The following is a 21,364-nucleotide window of genomic DNA, read 5'->3' as shown; positions in this document are numbered from 1 at the left end:
AGGAGCGGGGCGAGGGGCAAGCCCGGCAAGGCGGAGGAGGGAGGTGACGCGGAGCGTCGTCGACCGACGACAACGCCGCCGGGCGCCGCCCATCGGCACGCGACGCCGCCCCATCTGTGCGCGCGGCCTCTAAGGGAGTTGCGCCCTTGATAGCGTCGCTCCCGCGATCGCGGACCCGCTCCCCGCCGGGGTCGTCCCCGCGACCCGTACGGCCCGCCCTCGGCAGCGCCGACGGAGCGGGGGTGCTGTCGGGCACGGGGAGGTCACGGCATGGACGAAGAGGGCCGACGCATGAGCCTCGCGCAGTTGCACTACACCTCTGCCCCTGCTGCGCGCGCGGGTGGCGCCGGGGGCGGCGGCGCACGGTTCACGGCGGTCGGCGCCGGACTGCCCACGCAGGTGCTGGCCGACGCCGAGCGAATCCTCGCATACGAGCCGCCGACCGGGACCCCGGATCACCCCATCGCCGACGAACTCCGTTCCCTTCCCGAGGCGTTCAGCTTCAGCAAGCTGTCCGACGGCGGTCACCTGCTGAGCCGTACGGTGGCGCTGGGCGGGCCCGGAGGCATCGGGTTCCACGCGCACGCGGTGCATCTCCCCGCCGGTACGCGGCTGCCCGGCGACGCGCTGCCGATCAGCGCATGGCGGTCACCGGGCTGGTCCGCCGCACCGCCGGACGACGTCATATCCGGCCGGACCGCCGCCGCCCTGCCCGCGTCCTCCGCCTTCGGCCCGGAGGCGCTGAACGACTTCGCGGTCTCCCGCAGCCCCTGGCTGGCAGCGGTCTTCACCGATCTGCGCCGGGTGTGCGAGGAGCCCTCGGCGTCGCGGGTGGTCCTCGTGGAACGGCGGAGCGCCGACGTGGCCCGGTGGATCGCGCTCGCCGGGGCCGTGCTCCCGGCCGACCACGCACACCGGCTGACGTTCACCACGTACACCCGTGATCCGGCGCGCTCCGCGCACCAGGTCGTCGGCGTACTGCCGCAGGACGCGCCGCGCCCGGACGCCACCGCCGACGGCCCCGCGCTACGGGTGCACGCGTGCGCCGGGGCGCGGCCCGAGGGGGCGGTGGACGACGTCTGGGCCGAGACCTGCGCCCGGATCTGGCGCAACCGGTCCCCGGAGCTGTTCCGGGAGGCGGCTGAGCTGCCCGGCGCGCCGTTCTCCGCCGGGCCGCTCGCCGTCACCGCGCTCTGCGCGGGCGTACCGCTGGGGCCCGGCGGGCGTGCGGCTGCCGCCGCCTGGGCCGCCGAACGGCCGTACGCGCTCGACGAGGAGCGCACACGCCTGCTGACCGACGCTCTCACCGCGCCGGGGCTCGACCGGAACCCCCATGAACTCACCTGCCTCGCCCACCTGTTGACCGCTCTCGACGGCCGCTCCCCCACCACGGCCCCTGCACCGGCCTCCGCACCACCCTCCGCGTCGCCCTCCGTCACGGCCCGCCTCGGGGCTCTGCTGGTGACCGAGGTGGTGTGCGGCGGCGATGTCACCCTGGCCCCGCCCGCCCGCACCGTCTTCGCCGGGCCGGACGGTGAACGCGTCGCCGCCTCGCTCGTCACGGACCTGGGCGAGGACCTGCGCACCGAACTGACCGACGGCCCACGGAACATGATCGGCATTCCCGGTCATGTCGTCAGCCGTACCGTGCAGTTGTTGCGGATCGCGCGACTGCTGGACGTGGACTGCGCGGAGCTGCTCCCCGAGGTGGCGCGCCGCTTGGCGTGGTCCCTGCTGGACGAGGGGGCGGGCGGCTGCGCGGGGGTGCTGCTCGACCTGCTGGACGAGCAGTTCGACGTCCGTACCGCGCTGCTGGACGGGTTGGACCGGATCGCCCCGGACGCCCCGGCGGCGACGGAACGGCTGCTGGCCGATGTCGCCCTGCCGTTCACCGGGGCGCAGGCCCTGCCGCATCTGCGGATGTGCGCCGCCGCGCCATCCGCCAGGGCGGACGCCGGTGACGACCGGACGCGGGCGCTGCACGCGGTGCTCCGCGCCGGGGGCCTGTCCCCGTTCACCGAACCGCTGGTGCTGCGCACCGGGCTAGGGCTGGTGTGGGGCGCCGACACGCCCACCGTGGCCGAGGCACGGCAGTTGCTGGCCGCGACGACCTCCGACGCACACCGCACGGTCGGCACCTGGCCGGTTCTCGTCGCCGCCGCGCTCGGTGCCTCCGCCGATGACGAGGAGGCCCCCGAACTCGCCCATGACCTGCTGCGCGGCTTCCCGCAGGACATCGACGCGCGGGCACGTAGATCCCTGCTGCTCCTGGAGTTCGCACGGGACCTGCGGTCGGGTGCGGCGGGGACCGGCTGGGCGGAACGGGCCCGCGAGCTGCGCACCGGGGCCGAACCGGCGGAATCGGGTGTGCTCGACCAGGCGTACGAGGCCCTGGCCCAGCGGCTGCTGGCCCCGGACCGCCCCGAGGCCGAGCTGTACGCGTTCGTCCACGCCGGTGACGCGGACCTCGTCGCCGCCTACGGGCGGGCCGCCCGCCGGGACCCGGTCCTGACCCGCCTCCGCGCCGACCCGGCGTACGCGGCGGACTGCTTCACCGTATGGAGCTCCCACCCGCACGCGGGCACCGCCTGGACCGCGACCCGGACGGCCCTGCTGGAGGAGGTGCTGAGGCCGGCGGTACGGTCCCTTCCGGCCGCCGGGCTGGCGGCGGTCGAGGAGGCCGCGGAACGCCTGGGCAACGCCCGCACCGCGGAGGCGTTCCGCGCCTGGAACCGCCCGAACTGCCTGGGCAGACGCCTCGGCAGCAGACTGGCGGCGCGGGTGCGCCGCTCGTAACGGCGATCGTGGCAGCGGTCGCGGCGGCGCCCCGGCCGCGAACGGACCGCCGCCGCCGCGATCGACCGGTCACGACGACCGACCGGTCAGCCGCACTCGTACTGCTTGGTGAGGTTGGCGACGGCCTCCTGGACGATCGGGCGGGAGGCTTCGATCAGGGCGGCGTCGTTCCAGTCCTCCGCCACGACGACGCCGGGCGCGACCTTCAGGACGACGGTGACGTACTCGGCGGTCGTCCTCATCTTCTTCGGACAGGAGGCGGGTAGCTGGACTTCGCTCTGCCGGGGGCTCACCCACCCGGACCCGCCGTCGGTGAACGGGCTGGCGCCCTTCAAGGGTTCGTTCAGGGTGTTGGTGGACTGGACATCGAGGGAGTACTGGCCGCGAAAATTGTTGCCCTTGTCCGTCTCGCGTCCGACGAAGCAGGTGGTCGAGAACACCGGGTCCGCCCGTTTGTCCTTGGCGTCCTTGTCATCCTTGCCGGGCTGGAACTCGTCCACGACCAGCTTGCCGCCCTTGCGGTCGTGGAGCAGGCCCGCCGTCTCCTCCGTGAGCATCCCCAGGCACAGGTTCTTCGCCCGGAGGTCCTTCAGCGGGCTGGGCCACAGCCAGCCGACGGTCACGACGACTGCCGCGACCACGAGCACGGCCGGAAGCACCAGGTACTTCTTCTGCATCAGCAGCCGGCGATCCGCGCGAGGTTAGCTGCGCTCTCGCGTACCACTGCGGCACTGTTGCGGATCGCCGTGTCCCGGTCCACGATCCCCTTCTTCTCCTCCTGCGAGGGGGCGTTGAGGGTCACGGTGATGTGGGGGGCCGTCGAGCCCATGCGTCGGGCGCAGCCCGTAGGCAGTTGGGCCACGGCCGTGCCGGGGAGCACCCAGCCGTCAATTCCGCCGCCAAGAGGCACGGAGTCCTTCCGCGCCCCGGGCACGCTCCGGGTGTCCTCGACGATCAGGGAGTAGACGCCCCGCTTGGTGTCGCTGCTCGCGTTGTCGCGCATCACGAAGCACATCTTCAGGACGGCCAGGTCGCCCTGTCCCTTCTTCTCCTGTTCGTCAGTACTGACCGTACCCCCCTTGCCGTCATCGATCAGCGCGGCCGTCGCCTCGCTCAGTGACCCGAAGCACAGGCTCTGTGCGGGCCGCTCGTCCTCGTCGCCGGGCCACAGCGTCAGCGCCAGGGTGACCGCCGCGGCGACGATCAGCACAGCGGACAGGAGGAGCCACTTCTTCTTGTCCACTACCGCTCGCCCATCTTCAGGTCGGAGTCCTTGATGCCGTGCTGATACCACTCCTCCGAGAGGCGCTGGAGGTTGTCCTCGAACTCACCCGGGCTGGCGTCCAGCTCCCCCGGTTCGAGCCCCCTGCGCAGGGCCATGCGTTCCAGAAGCTTGTCCATCTCCTTCTGACCGTTGTCGAAGTGATCGACTAGATTCTCCCGGGTTTTCTTGTCGACCTCGGCGTTGGCGTCGTTGAGGTATACGGCGGTTCCGACATCGACCATGCGCTGGATCGCGTCGCCGACACCCGGGATCGGGGTGACTGGCGCACCGATGATGTGGTAGCGCATCATCTTGTCCCAGTTGTTGCGGTCCTTCTCCGCCTGCCCTATGTCGTAGAGAACATCTCCACGCACACCGTCTAGGTGGCCGAGCACTGAGGAGGACTGCTTGACCCAGGCATGCAGTTCCGGGTCGCTCTTGCGATAGGACTCCGCGGGGAACTGCTCCAAGCGCTCGGCAATCAGCGTGGCCTGGGACCGCTGGATCACGCCGAACGCCTCGCCGTCTTCGGATGCGGCCCGGATGACACGCACCAGATCACCGCGGTCGATGTCGAGGTCACTGTACGAGGTCGGACCGTTGAGGCTCTTGCCCAAGATCTGATGCACATCCGCCGAGTAATCGCCGATCATGTAACCTATCGACGTGCGCAAGGCGGCCGGCATGTTGGCCTGCTCGCCCTTCGTCTGGCCGCCGAAATGGTCGAGCGTCCGCTCGAAGATCGCCGACTGGCCGCCATCATGGTGGGCAGGAGCCTGAGCGAGCGGACCTCCGGGTTCCCGGCCGGTGGCAGCCGCCTCCAGGGCCGCACCGAATTCGGCGCGAGCCGAGCTGTACTGGCTCTCGACCGGCATCTCGCTCTCGACGTCGGAGCCGGGCCAGTGCCGGTCCTCCATGAAGTACTTCAGGTTGTCCGTGGTGTGCGGATCGAAGTAGTGGGTGGCGGCGGACGGATTGTGACTCATCGCGTTCAGCAGTCCCTTCATCGGGTCCTCCTGAGTGCCCTGCCAGTTCTTCATCACGCCGTCATACGCGTCCTTGTCGTGCGTCTCCCATTCACGGATGGAGTCTCCGACCTTGGTCAGGAACGCTTCGCTGTAGACGGGGTCGCCCTCGCCCTTCGCGAACCGGCTGCTCTTGGGGTTCTCCGGGTCGGACGGCTTGTCACCTACGTCGGCAGCCATCAACTGAGTGAGATCGTTCCAGCCCTCGACGCCGCCCTTGAGCGCCCCGGGGTGCCGGTCGGGCAGGCCGTTGCCGTCACGAGCCAAGGCGATGAGCCGGTCGCTCCAAGCGGAGGTGATGCCGCCGGGCGAACCGATCGGGGAGTCGGGGCCGGTGGCGGTTGCAAGGGTGGCGGACAGACCCCTGTGAAGGCGGGCTTCGACGTCGGAGACCTTGCCGTCGCTGCCGCCGCCCTCCAGACTGCCAGCCAGCTTCAGCAGCGCCTCCTGGCTCTCCTGGTCCTCGCCGCCGTGGTAGTTGAGGTTCTGCATGAGCTCGGCGGCGAACGCCGGCGAGTCCTTCCCCTTCTCGACAAGCGTGAGCAGCCGCTCGCGCCCCTTGTCGTCGAGATGCTCCCAACGAGCGTAGAGCTTGGCGGCCTCGCGGCCGTTCTCCTTCTGCTGCTTCTCCTCGGCACGCATCTTCTTCGCGTCCGCGACACCGCTGAGGCTGGCGCTGCCGAAGTCGTTGGGGTGGTTCCGGATCAGCGCACGCAGGCCCCAGGCGCAGAGCTCGTCGGCCTCGTTGGCGCGCTTCAGGATGCCTTCGAGCTTGCCGCGCAGCGCGTCGAACTGCGCCTCGGTGGCGATGGGATCGGTGTTGTCGGCGGACCTGCGGTCGGGGTGGACGCGGTGACTGAGGACGCCGTCGGGGTAGATGGTGATGCCTGGCGGCGGATTCTCATAGGCGTCCTTGAGGTCGCTCTGGGCGGTCTTGAGGAGGGCGTGGGCGTCCTTGATGAGGTCACGCACGGACGTGGCCTCGATGACGGCGTCGCTGAACTCCTTGGCCGACTTGGTGACGAACTCCTTGGTGACGGTGGCGTTTTCGCCCTTCCAGGTGGCCTTGTCGGCCTTTGACTTCATGGCCTTCGCATCGGTCTGAAGTTCCGTCAGCTTCGTGATCATCTCGGTCCACTGGGTGGCAGCCGTGTCGAGCGGGGCGAGCTTGGCGTTGAGGAGCTGCTCAAAGGTGGGCATGGTGCAGCTCCTTACCGGAAGTACTTGTCGATCTGGGACGCGGGCACGGAACCAAGGGCGACCGGGCCGACGAAGCCGACGGGGCGCAAGTCTGCCGCGATCCACTCGTCCTGTGCCTTGTTCGAGGACTTCGTGTAGTCGAGGTGGTTGGAGATGTGCGCACACGCCTGGAGGAGGGTCTTCACCTGGGTCTCCCAGGTCTTGGTCACTTCGGCGAACGCCGCGCCGGAGTCGAAGCCGTCGCCCTTGAGGCTCGTGCTGGCGGTCTCGCTCGCCGCCTGCGCGTGCTTGCCACCCGATTCGAGGCCGTTGAAGAGCCCATAGGAGGCGTGGCCGATGTCTCCGAGTTCGTCGTCCACGACCACGTAGTCGGCCGACCCTTTCGCCGGTAACGAACCACCGGTACCACCGGCCTGGTTCAGCCTCATGGCAACGGCGGCCTTCTCCGCGCGCCACTCATCCTCGAACGACATCTGTGAACCCCCGTGATACATGATCAAAAGACTGCTTCATGCCACGCTATCGAACGAACGAGCCATGCACCATCGACGTCCTGCCATGGGTGCGAACCCTGCACAGGGAAGCCGGCACATGACCGGAACTCCCAGCGTGCCGGACGCCGTTCGGGAACGGCGGGGACTTCTCGGCCCGGGGCGGACCATTCCTGACGGACCGCCATCACAACACCGGCCCGCACGCCCGCGCCGGGCGTACAGGCCGGCATCCGGGGCCGCACCGGGCCCCGGATGCCGGCCTGTGTCTCAGGCTTCACGCCTCACGCACGCCACGCATCGCACGCCACGCCCCCCGGCATGGCTCGTCGGACCTCAGGCGTCAGGCGTCAGGCGTCAGGCGTCAGGCGTCAGGCGTCAGGCGTCAGGCGTCAGGCGTCAGGCGTCAGGCGCAACGAGATCGAGTTGATGCAGTAGCGCTGGTCCGTCGGGGTCGGGTAGCCCTCGCCCTCGAAGACATGGCCCAGGTGCGATCCGCAGCGGGCGCAGCGGACCTCGGTGCGGACCATGCCGTGGCTGCGGTCCGCGACCAGTTCGACCGCGTCCGTGTCCTTGGGGTCGTAGAACGAGGGCCAGCCGCAGTGCGACTCGAACTTGGTGTCGGAGCGGAAAAGCTCCGCGCCGCAGGCGCGGCAGGAGTAGACGCCCGTGGTCCTGGTGTCGGTGTATTCACCGACGAAGGCGGGTTCGGTGCCGGCCTGGCGCAGGACCGCGTACTCGGCGGGGGTCAGTTCCGCACGCCACTGCTCGTCCGGCTTCTCGATGTCGTACGACACGTCGCTCCCTCAGCTCGACAGGTGGTCCAGGATCCGCGGGCCGAGGTCCGTGACGTCGCCCGCGCCCATGGTGAGAACGAGGTCGCCGGGCTTCGCCATTCCCGCGACGGCGCCCGGGACCGCGGCCTTGTCGTGGACGGCGGTGACGTCGGCGCCCGCGTCCCGGGCCGCGTCGATGATCAGGTCGCTGGTGATGCCGGGGATCGGGTCCTCGCGGGCCGGGTAGATGTCCAGGACCACGGAGGCGTCGGCCAGGGCGAGGGCCCGGCCCATCTCGGTGCTCAGTTCCTGGGTGCGGGAGAACAGGTGGGGCTGGAAGACGACCAGCAGGCGGGCGTCGGACGCGGCGCCGCGCATCGCTTCGAGGTCCGCGGTCATCTCGGTGGGGTGGTGCGCGTACGAGTCGATCACCTGCACGCCCGCGGCCTCGCCCTTGAGCTGGAGGCGGCGCTTGACCCCGGTGTACTTGCCGAGCGCGGAGGCGAGGTTGTGGGCCGGGATGCCGAGGGCGACACCGGCGGCGAGGGCCGCGACCGCGTTGAGCGCGTAGTGGCGGCCGGGCACGGAGACGGTGAAGGTGAGGTACCTCCCGTTCAGGAGGACCGTGACCTCGCTGGTCAGCCCGCGCGGGGTGATCCTGTGGACGCGTACGTCGGCGGACTCGGCCTCGCCGTAGGTGACGACGTTCGGTCCGGAGCGGTCGCGTACGCGTCCGGTCAGCTCGACGGCGCCGGGCTGGTCGGCGGAGATCACCAGCGTGCCGCCGGGGACGATCTTGCCGGTGAACGCCTCGAAGGACTCGTAGATCTCGTCCATCGAGGCGTAGTTCGCGTGGTGGTCCAGTTCGACGTTGAGGACGATCGCGACCTCGGGGTCGTACTTCTGGAAGCTGCGGTCGCTCTCGTCCGCCTCGGCGACGAAGATCTCGCCCTCGCCGTGCGCGGCGTTGGTGCCGGGGCCGGCGAGGTCGCCGCCGATGGCGTACGAGGGGGCGAGGTCCAGCTCGGACAGGGCGACGGCCAGCATGGACGTGGTGGTCGTCTTGCCGTGCGTGCCGGCCACCGCGATGGCGCGCAGGCCGCCCATGAGGGAGGCCAGCGCGTCGGAGCGGTGCACGACCGGGACGGACAGTTCGGCGGCGCGCACCAGCTCCGGGTTGTCGGGGCGGATGGCACTGGAGACGACCACGCACGAGGCGTCGTCCGCCAGGTTCCCGGCGGCGTGCCCGATGTGGACGGTCGCCCCCAGCGCCCGGAGCGCCTCGGCCGTGCCGGACTCCTTGGCGTCACTGCCCGCGACCTTCGCACCGCGCTGGGTGAGGATCTTCGCGATGCCCGACATCCCGGCGCCGCCGATGCCGATGAAGTGCGGCCGTTCCATGGCGGCGGGGATACCGGGTGTCATGTGCGAGTCCTCCGGGTGCTGGGTGCGTTCTCGGTCGCGGACCGGTGCCACTCCACTCCGGACCGCGGGCCAAGCCTATTCGCTGTGCGCGAAGAGCTTGAGCACCGGTACGCCGACCTTGTGGCGGGCGCGCGAGGCCCAGTCCCGGTGGAAGAACTCCTCCACGTAGTGCGGCGCGGTCAGCACGATGACCTCGTCCGCCTCCGCCTCCTCGACCACGGACTTCAGCTTGTCCAGCGGGTGGTCCTCGACCACCTGCCCGACCGCCTCGGATCCCGCCTGCCGCAGCGCTTTCAGCGACACTTCGAGCGCCAGTTCGGCGGACTGCCGGGCGTCCTTGCCCTCCGGCTCCTCGATCTCCCGGGCGGCTTCCTTCAGCTCGCCCATCGCCAGGTCGTCGATGGCCCGCAACAGGACGTCGGCCTGGTCACCGCGCGGCTGTATGAGCACGACGAAGGAGGTCGACTCGTCACCGTGCAAGGTGGTGACGAAATCGACGTCCTCGGAAGTGAGGGCCTTCTCGATCATCAAAACGCTGGTGAACACCACGGGTGCCCTTCTGCTTCAGTAACCGTCGCCGGTCTCTGCTGAAACCATCCTTCCCCGTGCTCGCACGGGGACTGTGAGAGTAATTGTGCCCACCGGAAGTTAAACGGAACGACGAGTTCCGCCGTGTGTCAGCCCCGACGGTCCTCGTGCCGGCCCCGACGGTAACGGGTGAACAGGAACCCGTCCTCCTCCAGGACCGATGCCAAGGCGAATCGTTCCGGCACGGCCATCGACGGACCGCCCGCGATCCGCTGCGCGTCCCCGGCGGTCAGCATCGGGGAGACGGTCAGACAGAGCTCGTCGAGCACCCCCGCCGCCACGAACTGGCCCAGCAGCCTGGGACCGCCCTCGGTCAGCAGCCGCCGCAGGCCGCGGTCGGCCAGCTCCCGCACGGCCCTGGCGGGGTCCACCCGGGAGCCCTCCCCCGCGATCACCACCTCGGCGCCCGCGGCGCGCGCCGCGGCCATCCGGTCGGCCGACGCCCCGGCACCGGTGAGCACCAGGGTCGGCACGAGCGGCGATACGAAGAGCGGCAGCGAGAAGTCCAGGTCCAGGCCGCCGCTCACCACGGCGATCGCCGGGGCGGGCCCCTGCCCCGCCGCGGCCCGGCGGGCCGCGAACGCCTCTCGGGCCCTGGCGGGCCGGTACCCCTCCTGCCGCACCGTCTCCGCGCCCGCCACGACCACGTCGGCCAGGGCGCGCAGGGTGCCGAAGATCCGCATGTCGCTCGCGCAGGAGATCGGCTGCGAGCGCCCGTCGTGCTGGGCGGCGCCGTCGAGCGTCGAGACCATGTTGGCGCGCAGCCAGGGGCCGTCCGTGTCGGGGTAGGCGTAGGCGTCGGCCAGGTCGTCCAGGCTCCACTCCCCCTCGTCGTCGGTCGCTGTCAGGTCGGTCACAGGGAACAGGCGTCGCATGTCCGGCAGTCTTCCACGGCCCGTAGAGTGGGGGGTTGTGTCGTCCTCCACCGCCGTGCCGGGGCAGAGCCCCATAGCCGAAACGGCCCCGCTGTCCCTGTGCGCCCGCGAGCCGCACGTCCCCGCCGACCGGCTGGTCGCCGAGATGGTGCCGCCGCCGCGCTTCGACACCGTCCGTTTCGATACGTACGTACCGGACCCGAAGCAGCCGAGCCAGCGCGAGGCGGTCGACGTGCTGAGCGGCTTCGCGGCCGGGCTCGGCGGGGCGCACGCCAGCGGTTCCGCGAGGCGCCGGTGGTTCGCGCGAAAGGCGGCGGCGCCGGCCGCGCCCCTCGGCGTCTATCTCGACGGCGGCTACGGCGTCGGCAAGACCCATCTGCTGGCCTCCCTCTGGCACGCCACGCCCGCCGCGCCCGCGCTGAAGGCGTTCGGCACCTTCGTCGAGCTGACGAACCTGGTCGGCGCGCTGGGCTTCCAGCAGACCGTGAAGACGCTGAGCGGGCACCGGCTGCTGTGCATCGACGAGTTCGAACTGGACGACCCGGGCGACACGGTGCTGGTGTCGTCCCTGCTCAGCAGGCTGGTCGAGGAGGGTGTCGCGCTCGCGGCGACCTCCAACACACTGCCCGGCAAGCTCGGTGAGGGCCGGTTCGCCGCCGCCGACTTCCTCCGGGAGATCCAGGGCCTGTCCGCGCACTTCCGCCCGCTGCGGATCGACGGCGAGGACTACCGGCACCGCGGACTGCCCGAGGCCCCGGCACCGTTCACCGACGAACAGGTCACCAGGGCCGCGTACGCCACCGAGGGTGCCAGCCTCGACGACTTCCCCTCACTGCTCGCGCATCTCGCCCGGGTCCACCCGAGCCGCTACGGCGCGCTGACGGACGACCTGCGGGCGGTCTGTCTCACCGAGGTGCGGGCAGTTCCCGACCAGGCGACCGCGCTGCGGCTGGTCGTCCTGGCCGACCGGCTGTACGACCGCGAGGTGCCGGTGCTCGCCTCCGGTGTGCCCTTCGACAAGCTGTTCAGCGACGAGATGCTGAACGGCGGGTACCGGAAGAAGTACTTCCGGGCGATCTCCCGGCTCACGGCGCTGGCGCGCGACGCGAAGGGTCTCGTGGCGCAGTAGGTTCGGGTGTGTGCTGCCCCGTTTCCCGGGGGTACCGCACGGGTTCCGGGGCGTACCGCACGGGCGCACCGGAGGCATCCCGTATCCACCGCGCACACCGTTCGAAGGGATCCACCATGGCTACCACGCGCCAGGCGCACACGGTCTGGGAGGGCGATCTGCTCCAGGGCAAGGGCGTCGTCACGTTCGACTCCTCCGGCATCGGCGACTACGACGTCTCGTGGCCGTCCCGCGCGGAGCAGGCGAACGGGAAGACCAGCCCCGAGGAGCTCATCGCGGCGGCGCACTCCAGCTGCTTCTCGATGGCGCTGTCCAACGGGCTGGCGAAGGCCGGCACCCCGCCGACCCGGCTGAACACCCGTGCCGAGGTCACCTTCCAGCCCGGCACCGGCATCACCGGCATCCACCTCACCGTCCAGGGCGAGGTACCGGGCCTCGACGAGGCGGGCTTCGCCGAGGCCGCCGAGGACGCCAAGGCGAACTGCCCGGTGAGCCAGGCGCTCACGGGCACGACGATCACCCTCACCGCGTCCCTGGCCTGACCGGCGCACGGGCCGCCGGGGCCCGGGTGATCGGCAGTCCCGGGGCAGGTGACACGCATGAGGCACGGTGACCCGCGTGGTTCCCGCGCGCCGATGCGCGTGGTACACACATGCGGGTCACTTCTCCTGTCCGCCAGCAGGGAGTCGCCTCATGTCATCCGCAGCTTCACACGACACGTCGTCGTCACGGGACAGGTCATCCGCGGCATCGCGGGACATGTCATCGTCACGGAACACGGAATCGTCACAGAACACGACGTCCGCAGCGCCGCAGAACACGACGTCCGCAGCCTCACGGAACACGGCGTCCGCGCCGTCAAGGGACTTGTCGTCCGCGGCGTCACGGACCCTCACCACCCGACGGCAGGTCCTGGCCGGCAGCGGCGCGGTCGCCGTCTCGATCGCCTTCGCCGGGGCCCTCTCCGAACTCTTCGCCGGAACTGCCTCCGCCCGGGATCTCGATCGTCACAGCGGCCACGCCGGACACTCCGGTCTCAGCGGCTACGGTCCGTTGGTTCCGGACCCCGACGGTCTGCTCGACCTCCCGAAGGGCTTCCGCCACCGGGTGCTGTCCCGGGAGGGCGACCCGCTCCGCTCCGGCGAGGGCCCGGTCCCCAGCCACCACGACGGCATGGCCGCCTTCGCGGGCCGGCACGGGCACGTCCGTCTCGTGCGCAACCACGAGAACCGCGCCGACGCGGCGTTCCGGGTCCCGGCCGTCGAAGGGCTCACCTACGACCCGATGGGCAAGGGCGGCTGCACCACCCTGGAGCTGGACGGCCGCAACAACGTTTTGGGCGAACGCGTCGCCATCGCCGGTACGGCGGTGAACTGCGCGGGCGGGCGCACTCCTTGGAACACCTGGCTGACCTGCGAGGAGACCGAGGACAAGGCCGGCACCAACGGCTACACCAAGGACCACGGCTTCGTCTTCGAGGTGGACGGCGCCGATCCGCGCCGCACCGGGGCTGTGCCGCTCACCGCGATGGGCCGCTTCCAGCACGAGGCGATCGCCATCGACCCGGCGAACGGGATCGTGTACGAGACCGAGGACGCTTTCGAGCGGCCGTTCGGGCTCTTCTACCGCTTCCTGCCGCGCAAACCTCTCGGCGGGACGGGATCGCTGCGGGCCGGCGGCCGACTGGAGGCCATGCGGGTGCCGGGCGTCCCCGACCTGTCCGCCGTCCAGCAGGCCGGCGCGAGCTTCGACGGCGTGGAATGGGTGCCCGTACCGGACCCGCTGGCGGCCGAAACCCCCATCCGTTTCCAGGACTTCGGGCCACGGGGCATCACGCACGCGCAGAAGCTGGAGGGCTGCTACTGGGGCGGTTCCTCGGTCTGCTTCGTCTCCAGTTACGCACGTGGCGCGGAGGGTTCGGCGGCGGACCACCACGGTCAGGTGTGGCGGTACGAGCCGGGGCGGCGCCGGCTCACGCTGGTCGTCGTGTTCGGGCCCGGCACGGACGTCCAGCTGCCCGGCGAGTCGCCCGACAACATCTGCCTGGCCCCGGGCGGCGGGCTGATGGTGTGCGAGGACGGCGACGGCGCGCAGCACGTGTTCGGCCTGACACGGGGCGGCGAGGTGTACGCGATGGCGCGGGGACGGCAGAACATCGGAACGCCGCAGAAGCCGGAGTGGGGCGAGTTCGCCGGGGTCACGTTCGCCCCGGGCGGCAGGACGATGTACGTCAACTGCTACACCCCGGGAACGACGTTCGCGGTGACGGGGCCGTGGCGCTGACGCCGTGACGCATCCGTGCGCCGGTACGGCGGTGCCCGTGCCGGGGCGCGGATGGGCCGGTCTCGTGGATGTGCTGGAGGCCCGGGCGGTCGTGGGCATCGTCGGCCCGGGCACGCCGTGCGCCGGGCCTGCCACGTCCCGCACCCGGCCGCGCAGCGCGGTGAGCCGACCGGTGAACACGGCGACCGCGGCGGCAAGGACGGCGGAGGCCGGACGGCCCATGGGCAGAGCGAGGTCGACCCCGCCCAGCACCCACGGCCCCCTCAGTCCGTGGCGCGTCCCGCTCCGTCCAGTCTCAGTTGGCCGACGCCTTCTCCTGCTTGAGCTCGCTGGGCCGTACGATCACGAAGCCCTCGCCGTCCAGGCGCAGTTGGACGGCCTCGCCGGATCCGCCGCGCACCATCGAGCCGAAGCTCTGCGAGCGGTGCAGCGAGCTGGTGAGGTGGGCGCTCCAGCCGACCACCGCGTCCGTGTCGACGAACACCGGCTGCTGAGCCGTGACGGGTATCACGATGGGGTGGCCCTCGCACATGAGGCCGAGCTTGCCGTAGCCGGTGAAGACGCTGTTGAAGATGCCGCCGCCGACCATCCCCGCGCCCTTCACGGTCTTGATCTCGTAGGCGAGCGTGGGGTCGAAGCACAGGACGTTGCGGCCGTTGACGGTGAGGGCGTCGCCCTGCTCGATGTCCACGATGAAGCAGTTGGCGGCCTCGTGCGCGAACCAGGCCTCGCCCTGGCCCCGGACGGCCATCAGCGGCAGCCCCTCGCCCGTGACGGCGCGCTTGAGCATGCCGCCGATGCCCTGGCCCTTGCGCTCGAACTGCAGGTTGCCGCGGAAGGCGATCATCGATCCCTGACGGGCGTGCATCTCACCGTTGACGGCGTACTTGATGGACTTGGCGTTCTGCAGGGTCATCCCGGGTTCCGTGGCCTGCTGCGCCAGGTATTCGCTGGAAAAGAGATCGCTCTTCATGCGGTGCATCCTCGCCCGGAGCCGCCCGTTCCCACAACAAGAGCGTCCGGAGGCTGCTGGCACACTGGTACGAGTGAACGACGACAACACCCCCGTGTCCCCGGCCGCGGACCCGGACCCGGCCGTACTGGCGTCCGGTTCCGCGGCGGCGGACAGCCCGTTCGAGTCCGGACGGACGAACCGCGACGAGGCGCCGCAGTACGTCCTGCCGCTGGTCGTGCGCATCGAGAGGGCGACGCCCCCGGCCCGTACCGACGCCCTGCGGACCGCCGCCCGCGCGGTGCTCGTGATGCTCTCCGACGAGCGCTCGGTGGACGAGGGCGAATGGGCCCGGGCGATCCGGGACTGGGAGGACGCCCGGATCCGCAAGGTGGTACGGCGGGCCCGCGGCACCGAGTGGCGCAGGGCCTGTGAACTGCCCGGCATCACGGTCACGGGCGAGAGCGCCGAGGTGCGGGTCTTCCCTCCGGTGCCTCTGGACGGCTGGCCCAGGGAACTGGCGAGGCTCCAGGTGTCGGGAACGGACCTGGACGACCCGGAGCCCCCGGCCGCACCCGGTCCAATGGGGCCGGTGCTGTGGCTGAACCCGGAGCTTGGCATGACGGCGGGCAAGGCGATGGCACAGGTCGGGCACGGCGCGCAGCTCGCCTGGTGGGAGCTGTCGGAGACGGAGCGCAAGGCGTGGCGCGAGGCGGGTTTCCCGCTCTCCGTCGCCACCGCGGACACGGACCGCTGGCGAGAACTCGCGGCGAGCGACCTTCCTTTGGTGCATGACGCCGGATTCACCGAGATCGCCCCCGGGAAGACCGTCGCGGTCGAGGGACACCACCGCGTCGGGTCCCTGCCGCCCTGCGGCGGCCATAGGCTCTGACCTCACCTCACAGTCACGACGTCCAGGACGTGTCCGGCTGGTCCGTGGCGGGCCGGGACCGGCGCCACGGGCTCCGTCCCCGCTGCTCCTCGGCCCGGTGTGCACCGGGGGGACAGCCCTACCCGAAGCCGGGTGGGCAGCAGGATCGCGCCCTGCGGTCGCGAACGGAAGTGTTGGGCCGACAGATACCGTTCCGGTTTCCCGACACTCCGCAGGGGTTGGCTCGTGCGCGAACAGGCATGGCAGAGGTTTCTTTCTTCCGGTCGGCGGCGGGAGGGCCGGCGCAGAGTCGTCTCGGCCGCGGCGGCGGTGGCCGTGGGCGTCATGGCGGCCGGTGCCCTGGCACCGCCCGCGGTGGCCGGACCGGACACCGTCCGGCAGGGCCTGGAGGCGCTGGTGCGCACCGACGGCCTGCCCGCCGCGCTGGCGAGCGTCGAGGACCGCGAGGGCCGCACCCGCACCTACACCGCGGGCGTCGGTGACCTGGCCACCGGCTCGAAGGTGCCCGGGGACGGACAGGTGCGGATCGGCAGCAACACCAAGGTGTTCACCGCTGTGGTCGTCCTGCAGCTGGTCGGCGAAGGGAGGATCGGCCTCGACGCCCCGGTCGACACCTATCTGCCGGGAGTCGTACGCGGGGAAGGGATCGACGGACGCCGCATCACCGTCCGTCAGCTCCTCCAGCACACCAGCGGACTCCCCAACTACACGGACGACGAAGACCTTCGGCCGCGCTACTTCGATCCCCGCGAACTCCTCGACATCGCCCTCCGGCACGAGGCCCATTTCGCCCCCGGAACGAAATGGGAGTACAGCAACACGAACTACGTGCTGGCCGGCCTGATCGTCCAGAAGGTCACCGGACGCCCCCTCGCCGAGGAGATCGACCGGCGCGTCATCGAACGCGTCGGGCTGCGCCACACCTACTTCCCCGCCCCCGGTGACATCACCATCCGGGAACCCCATCCCAAGGGCTACGACAGGGAATCAGCGGACGCGCCGCTGCGCGACGTCACGGACATGGACCCCTCCTGGGCCTGGGCGGCGGGTCAGATGGTCTCCACCAACTCCGACCTCAACCGGTTCTTCACCGCGCTCCTGGCCGGCCGCCTCCTCCCGCCGGCCCAGCTCGCCCAGATGCGCACCACCGTCCCCGCCGAGTACTTCGGCCCCGGTGCCCGGTACGGACTGGGGCTCGTGAGCATGCCGCTGTCGTGCGGCGGTGTCTACTGGGGCCACGGCGGCAGCTTCCCGGGATACGAGACCCGGGGCGGCGTCACGGGCGACGGCCGTGCCGCCCATGTCGCGGTGACCGGCCGGCCGGCCGACAAGGCGGTCATGAAGCGCGTCGAGGGTGTCGTGGACACGGCCCTGTGCCGTTGAGCAGCTGGACCACCGGACCGCGCCCGTCAGGGCCGTGAGTCGTTCCGTCCCGTTCCCGGTGCCGGTCACCGGGAACGGGACGGTACTGAGCGTCGACGGCCTCGGCGGGCACCTCGGAGCGCCGGGAACCTCAGATCGAGCTCTGAACGTCCCCCTCTTCGGATTCGCCACCGCCCGCCGGGGCCATCACCCCTGCACGGAGGAGAAGAAGGAGGGCCGGCATGAGACTGGGTACCGGTATCGGCTGGCGGCCGGAGATCGCGGACGTCGTCGAAGCGCTGCCGGGCATCGACTGGGTGGAGACGGTCGCGGAGAACATCTGCACCGGTCATCTGCCCGATTCACTGTTGCGGCTGAGGGAACGCGGGGTCGCTGTCGTCCCGCACGGCGTCTCGCTGGGCCTCGGCGGGGCCGAGCGCCCCGACCCCGGCCGACTGGCGGACCTCGCGGCCCGCGCCGAACTGCTCGCCGCGCCGCTGGTCACCGAGCACATCGCGTTCGTACGGGCCGGGGGGCCGCGCACCGCCTCGCCGACGCTGGAGGCGGGCCATCTGCTGCCCGTGCCCCGCACCTGGGACGCGCTGGACGTACTGTGCGAGAACGTGCGGATCGCGCAGGACTCTTTGCCGGTGCCCCTGGCGCTGGAGAACATCGCGGCCCTGCTCTCCTGGCCGGACGAGGAGCTGACGGAGGGGCAGTTCCTGGCGGAGCTGGTGGAGCGCACCGGGGTCCGGCTGCTGATCGATGTCGCCAACCTGCACACCAACCATGTCAACCTCGGGGAGGATCCCGCCGTCGCACTCGACGAGCTGCCGGTGGAGGCCATCGCGTACGTGCATGTGGCGGGCGGCGTGGAGAAGGACGGCGTCTGGCACGACACCCATGCCCATCCGGTCACCCGGCCCGTGCTCGACGTGCTGGCCGAACTCCGCTCCCGGGTCGACCCGCCGGGCGTTCTCCTGGAACGCGACGACGACTTCCCGCCGGCCGAGGAACTGGCGGGCGAACTGGCCGCGATCCGCGCCACGCTGGACCGGGCGGCCGTCCCGGACGCCGACGCGCCCGCGCACGCCGGAGACCTCACGTCGTGCCCCGTCGCGGGCCCCGGCGCACACGCCGGGAAGGACACGCCCCCCACGGCCGCGCGCCCGTCCGCGCCGACGGCCGCGCGCCCGCCGGCTCCGGCATCCTCGTCGGCTCCGACTGTCTCTTCGGCTCCCGCGCTCCCCTCCGCCCCCGTACCCCCGGACTCCGTGCGCGACCGGGTCGCGGCGGCGCAGACGGCGCTGCTCCGTGCCCTCGTCGCGGGCGCTCCCGCCCCGCCCGGCTTCGACGAGCGCCGTCTCGGCGTCCAGAGCCGCGCCCTGGCCTCCAAACGGGCGGGGGTGGTCGCCAAGGTGGCGCCGGAACTGCCGGAGATCCTGGGCTCCGGCTACCGGGAGGCGTTCCTCGCGTACGCCGCGCGCCGTCCCATGTCCGGGGGGTACCGACGGGACGCGCTCGACTTCGCCGAGGAGCTGCTGAGCACCGGCCGGCCGGCCGACCGGGCGGCCCGGCGCCGCCTCACCCGATGGTGGAAGGACCGGGCGGGCGGGCGTCCGCCCGGCCGCACCACGCTGCTGCTGCGCGCCGCCCGCGCGGCCCTCGTCGGCGGGTGAGCCGCAACTCCCCAGCGCGACGGGCGCGGGAGCGGCAGGGGGTTCCTCCCGCCGGATACGACGCTGGGCCCGGCCTCGAACGAGGCCGGGCCCAGCGTGCCCCCGTACGTGCCGCACACCCGCGCCCGGCAGGGCGGGGCGGGACGGACCGACGGGCGGGACGATCCACTCGTCCCTCGATCCCCGGGGGCGCCGCGGGCCGAACCCGCGGCGGACCCGGAACCGAACCCGGTGTCGCTGGAACGACGGGCGACGCGTGACGCGCCGGTGCCCGCCGTCTGATCTTCCGGGCTGGGGTGGTCGGAGCCCGTTCGCTACGCGAGCCCGGCCACCAGGTCTGCGACCGACTTCCTGCGTCCGGTGAAGAACGGGATCTCCTCGCGGACGTGCATCCGCGCCTCGGAGCCCCGCAGGTGACGCATGAGGTCGACGATCCGGTGCAGTTCGTCCGCCTCGAAGGCGAGGACCCATTCGTAGTCGCCGAGCGAGAAGGAGGCGACGGTGTTGGCCCGGACGTCGGGGTAGCCGCGGGCCATCTTGCCGTGGTCCGCGAGCATCCGGCGGCGGTCCTCGTCCGGCAGCAGGTACCAGTCGTAGGAGCGCACGAAGGGGTAGACGCTGACGTAGTCGCGCGGCGTCTCGTCGGCCAGGAACGCCGGGATGTGCGACTTGTTGAACTCGGCGGGGCGGTGCAGCGCCATGTTCGACCAGACCGGCTCCAGCGCCCGGCCCAGCCTGGTGCGCCGGAAGAGGTTGTACGCCTCCTGGAGCTCGTCCGAGGTCTCGGCGTGCCACCAGATCATGATGTCGGCGTCGGCCCGCAGACCGGACAGGTCGTAGGTGCCGCGGACGGTGACGTCCTTGGCCGCGAGCTGGTCGAACAGCTCCTGGACCTCGTCGGCGTAACCGGAGCGGTCGACGGGGAGCACATCACGAAGCTTGAAGACGGACCACAGCGTGTAGCGGATGACCTCATTGAGGTCCTTGGCCTTCTTACCAGCGTTGGGAATCTTCTCAGGCGCACTCATACGGCTATTGTCCCGCCTCGCTCCCTGTGCCCTGAACCGGGGTCGGCGTGGCGATGATCTCTTCTCCGGAACCGCCCGCGAGACCGGCGGCGATCTCGTCGGCGGCGCGGTGGGCGCTCGCCACGCACGCCGGGATGCCGACCCCGTCGTAGACCGCTCCGCAGACCCGCAGACCGGGCAGCTTGGCGACCTCCTCCCGGATCCGGGCGACCCGGGCCAGGTGTCCCACGGGGTACTGGGGCAGTCCTCCGATCCACCGGGTGACCTCGGTGTCCACGGGCTCCGCGGTCAGTCCGGTGGCCGCCGCGAGATCGCGCAACGACACACCCACCAGCTCGGAGTCCTCGCGGTGCAGATGGTCCTCCTCGCCGTACCGGCCGACGGAGGTGCGCAGGACGAAGAGGTCGGGAGCGGCCTCGGCGACCCACGACCACTTGCGGGTGGAGAAGGTGGACGCCTTGATGGTGCGCCCGTCCACCGGCGGCACGAGGAAGCCGGAGCGTCCGTCGAGGGCCGCGGTACCGGCTGTGTCGGAACGGCGGAACGCCATGGTGACGAGCGCCATCGACGCGTACTCGACCCCGGCGAGCTCGGCGGAGGCGGCCGGGGACTCGGCGGCGAGCAGGGTGGAGGCGGACCAGGCGGGGGTGGCCAGCACGACGCCGTCGGCGGCGATCACCCGGCCGTCGGTACGCACCTCCCAGCCGATTCCGGTCCGGGTCAGACCGAGGACGGGGATTCCGGTCAGGATCTCCCCTCCGGCCGCGCGCACCGCCTCGGCGACAGCCCCGGGGAGCGTGCCGATGCCGCCCTCGATGCCCTGGAAGACCGGGCCGGTCCGCGGCCGTGCCGCGGCCCGTTCCTGGATGCGCCGCACGCCGTCGAGGAGCGAACCGCCCTCCCGCACCACCTCGAACAGCTGCGGTACGGCGGCCCGCATCGAGATCCGGTACGCGTCGCCCGCGTACACGCCGCCGAGCAGCGGTTCCACGAGCCGGTCGACGACCTCGCGGCCCAGCCGGTCCGCCACGTACGCGCCGACCGCGACGTCGTCGCCGACGGCGGTCGGGGTGAGATCGCGTTCTTCGGCTACACGGGCGAGGCCCTCCGGGGAGAGCACGTCGCCGAGCGCCGCCGGATCGCCCGGCACACCCATCACATGGCCCTTGGGCATGGGCCGCAGAGCGTCGCGCGTCCACACCGACGCGGCGGTCGTGGCGGGCGGCCGGAGCCGGTCGCCGAGCCCGACGGCACGTGCCAGCTCCACCGCCTCGGGGCGCGTGGCGAGCATCGACTCGGCGCCCAGATCGACCTGTGTCCCGGCGACCTCACCAGTCATCAGCTTGCCGCCGAGCCGGTCGGTGGCCTCCAGGAGGGTGACCCGCAGCCCGGCCCCGAGAAGCCGGTGGGCGGCGGCGAGACCGGCGATACCGCCACCTATGACGACGACATGACCCGTGCCTGTGTGCGCGCGATTGAGTGAACGCTCCATGCCCCCACTCTCTCAGACCCGGTTCGAGGCCCGAACGTGACCGCTTCGAAACCGGGATCGGGCAACCCGCGGACGGGCCCCGCACGTCGAACCGGCAACGTCGACGA

The 21,364-nt window shown here is 71.5% G+C and carries 18 protein-coding genes; 7 read left to right on the top strand and 11 right to left on the bottom strand.

What is annotated here, in order from left to right:
- Positions 1-291 precede the first annotated feature (291 nt).
- Positions 292-2,796 (top strand): GTPase-associated protein 1-related protein, encoded by a 2,505-nt coding sequence (locus ACFYXM_RS17825; RefSeq protein WP_389290289.1) that lies wholly within the window; start codon positions 292-294, stop codon positions 2,794-2,796.
- A gap of 86 nt (positions 2,797-2,882) precedes the next feature.
- Here ACFYXM_RS17825 and ACFYXM_RS17820 read toward each other — a convergent pair whose 3' ends face one another.
- From ACFYXM_RS17820 to ACFYXM_RS17785, 8 genes are all read right to left on the bottom strand, one after another.
- A complete protein-coding gene (locus tag ACFYXM_RS17820) occupies positions 2,883-3,473 on the bottom strand; it encodes a hypothetical protein (RefSeq protein ID WP_389290270.1) in 591 nt (196 codons plus the stop codon).
- Positions 3,473-4,039 carry a hypothetical protein gene (locus tag ACFYXM_RS17815; RefSeq protein ID WP_389290269.1) on the bottom strand — a complete coding sequence of 189 codons (567 nt, stop codon included), beginning with the start codon at positions 4,037-4,039 and terminating at the stop codon, positions 3,473-3,475. Before ACFYXM_RS17815 ends, ACFYXM_RS17820 begins: the two co-directional genes overlap by 1 nt.
- The gene (locus tag ACFYXM_RS17810; RefSeq protein WP_389290267.1) at positions 4,039-6,285 is read right to left on the bottom strand and encodes a DUF6571 family protein; all 2,247 of its coding nucleotides are present in this window, start codon (positions 6,283-6,285) and stop codon (positions 4,039-4,041) included. Before ACFYXM_RS17810 ends, ACFYXM_RS17815 begins: the two co-directional genes overlap by 1 nt.
- A gap of 11 nt (positions 6,286-6,296) precedes the next feature.
- Positions 6,297-6,758 (bottom strand): hypothetical protein, encoded by a 462-nt coding sequence (locus ACFYXM_RS17805; RefSeq protein ID WP_389290265.1) that lies wholly within the window; start codon positions 6,756-6,758, stop codon positions 6,297-6,299.
- 410 nt (positions 6,759-7,168) lie between these two features.
- Positions 7,169-7,573: a peptide-methionine (R)-S-oxide reductase MsrB gene (msrB, locus tag ACFYXM_RS17800; RefSeq protein ID WP_389290263.1), complete on the bottom strand. Its 405-nt coding sequence runs from the start codon at positions 7,571-7,573 to the stop codon at positions 7,169-7,171.
- Positions 7,574-7,582: 9 nt separating this feature from the next.
- Positions 7,583-8,977: a UDP-N-acetylmuramate--L-alanine ligase gene (gene murC, locus ACFYXM_RS17795; RefSeq protein WP_389290262.1), complete on the bottom strand. Its 1,395-nt coding sequence runs from the start codon at positions 8,975-8,977 to the stop codon at positions 7,583-7,585.
- A 75-nt stretch (positions 8,978-9,052) separates the two neighbouring features.
- Complete coding sequence (locus ACFYXM_RS17790; RefSeq protein ID WP_389290287.1) at positions 9,053-9,505, bottom strand: indole-3-glycerol phosphate synthase; 453 nt, start codon at positions 9,503-9,505, stop codon at positions 9,053-9,055.
- Positions 9,506-9,654: 149 nt separating this feature from the next.
- Positions 9,655-10,440: a pyrimidine reductase family protein gene (locus tag ACFYXM_RS17785; RefSeq protein WP_389290260.1), complete on the bottom strand. Its 786-nt coding sequence runs from the start codon at positions 10,438-10,440 to the stop codon at positions 9,655-9,657.
- 37 nt (positions 10,441-10,477) lie between these two features.
- Between ACFYXM_RS17785 and zapE the strand changes: the two genes are divergently transcribed.
- The 3 genes from zapE to ACFYXM_RS17770 all read left to right on the top strand — a co-directional run bounded on the left by zapE (position 10,478) and on the right by ACFYXM_RS17770 (position 13,852).
- On the top strand, positions 10,478-11,569 hold the full coding sequence (gene zapE / locus ACFYXM_RS17780; RefSeq protein ID WP_389290258.1) for a cell division protein ZapE: 1,092 nt from the start codon (positions 10,478-10,480) through the stop codon (positions 11,567-11,569).
- A gap of 116 nt (positions 11,570-11,685) precedes the next feature.
- On the top strand, positions 11,686-12,111 hold the full coding sequence (locus ACFYXM_RS17775; RefSeq protein WP_351519214.1) for an OsmC family protein: 426 nt from the start codon (positions 11,686-11,688) through the stop codon (positions 12,109-12,111).
- Between the two features lie 325 nt (positions 12,112-12,436).
- On the top strand, positions 12,437-13,852 hold the full coding sequence (locus ACFYXM_RS17770; RefSeq protein WP_389290256.1) for an alkaline phosphatase PhoX: 1,416 nt from the start codon (positions 12,437-12,439) through the stop codon (positions 13,850-13,852).
- Positions 13,853-14,147: 295 nt separating this feature from the next.
- Here ACFYXM_RS17770 and ACFYXM_RS17765 read toward each other — a convergent pair whose 3' ends face one another.
- Positions 14,148-14,825, bottom strand: a complete 678-nt coding sequence (locus tag ACFYXM_RS17765) for an AIM24 family protein (protein ID WP_389290254.1) — start codon at positions 14,823-14,825, stop codon at positions 14,148-14,150.
- 73 nt (positions 14,826-14,898) lie between these two features.
- On the opposite strand from ACFYXM_RS17765, the gene ACFYXM_RS17760 reads away from it, so the two are divergent.
- From ACFYXM_RS17760 to ACFYXM_RS17750, 3 genes are all read left to right on the top strand, one after another.
- Complete coding sequence (locus ACFYXM_RS17760; protein ID WP_389290252.1) at positions 14,899-15,696, top strand: peptidyl-tRNA hydrolase; 798 nt, start codon at positions 14,899-14,901, stop codon at positions 15,694-15,696.
- 324 nt (positions 15,697-16,020) lie between these two features.
- Positions 16,021-17,079: a serine hydrolase domain-containing protein gene (locus ACFYXM_RS17755; protein WP_389290285.1), complete on the top strand. Its 1,059-nt coding sequence runs from the start codon at positions 16,021-16,023 to the stop codon at positions 17,077-17,079.
- Between the two features lie 221 nt (positions 17,080-17,300).
- Positions 17,301-18,737 carry a DUF692 domain-containing protein gene (locus ACFYXM_RS17750; protein ID WP_389290250.1) on the top strand — a complete coding sequence of 479 codons (1,437 nt, stop codon included), beginning with the start codon at positions 17,301-17,303 and terminating at the stop codon, positions 18,735-18,737.
- Between the two features lie 314 nt (positions 18,738-19,051).
- Here the strand turns inward: ACFYXM_RS17750 and hemQ are convergent, their stop codons facing one another.
- Complete coding sequence (gene hemQ / locus ACFYXM_RS17745) at positions 19,052-19,765, bottom strand: hydrogen peroxide-dependent heme synthase (RefSeq protein WP_389290248.1); 714 nt, start codon at positions 19,763-19,765, stop codon at positions 19,052-19,054.
- 4 nt (positions 19,766-19,769) lie between these two features.
- Positions 19,770-21,257 (bottom strand): protoporphyrinogen oxidase, encoded by a 1,488-nt coding sequence (gene hemG, locus ACFYXM_RS17740; RefSeq protein ID WP_389290246.1) that lies wholly within the window; start codon positions 21,255-21,257, stop codon positions 19,770-19,772.
- Between the last annotated feature and the right edge of the window lie 107 nt (positions 21,258-21,364).

The organism is Streptomyces sp. NPDC002476, from assembly GCF_042889785.1.
Taxonomy (GTDB): Bacteria; Actinomycetota; Actinomycetes; order Streptomycetales; family Streptomycetaceae; genus Streptomyces.
The sequence above is the reverse complement of the archived record's forward strand: the minus strand, read 5'-3'. Positions and strand labels throughout refer to the sequence as shown.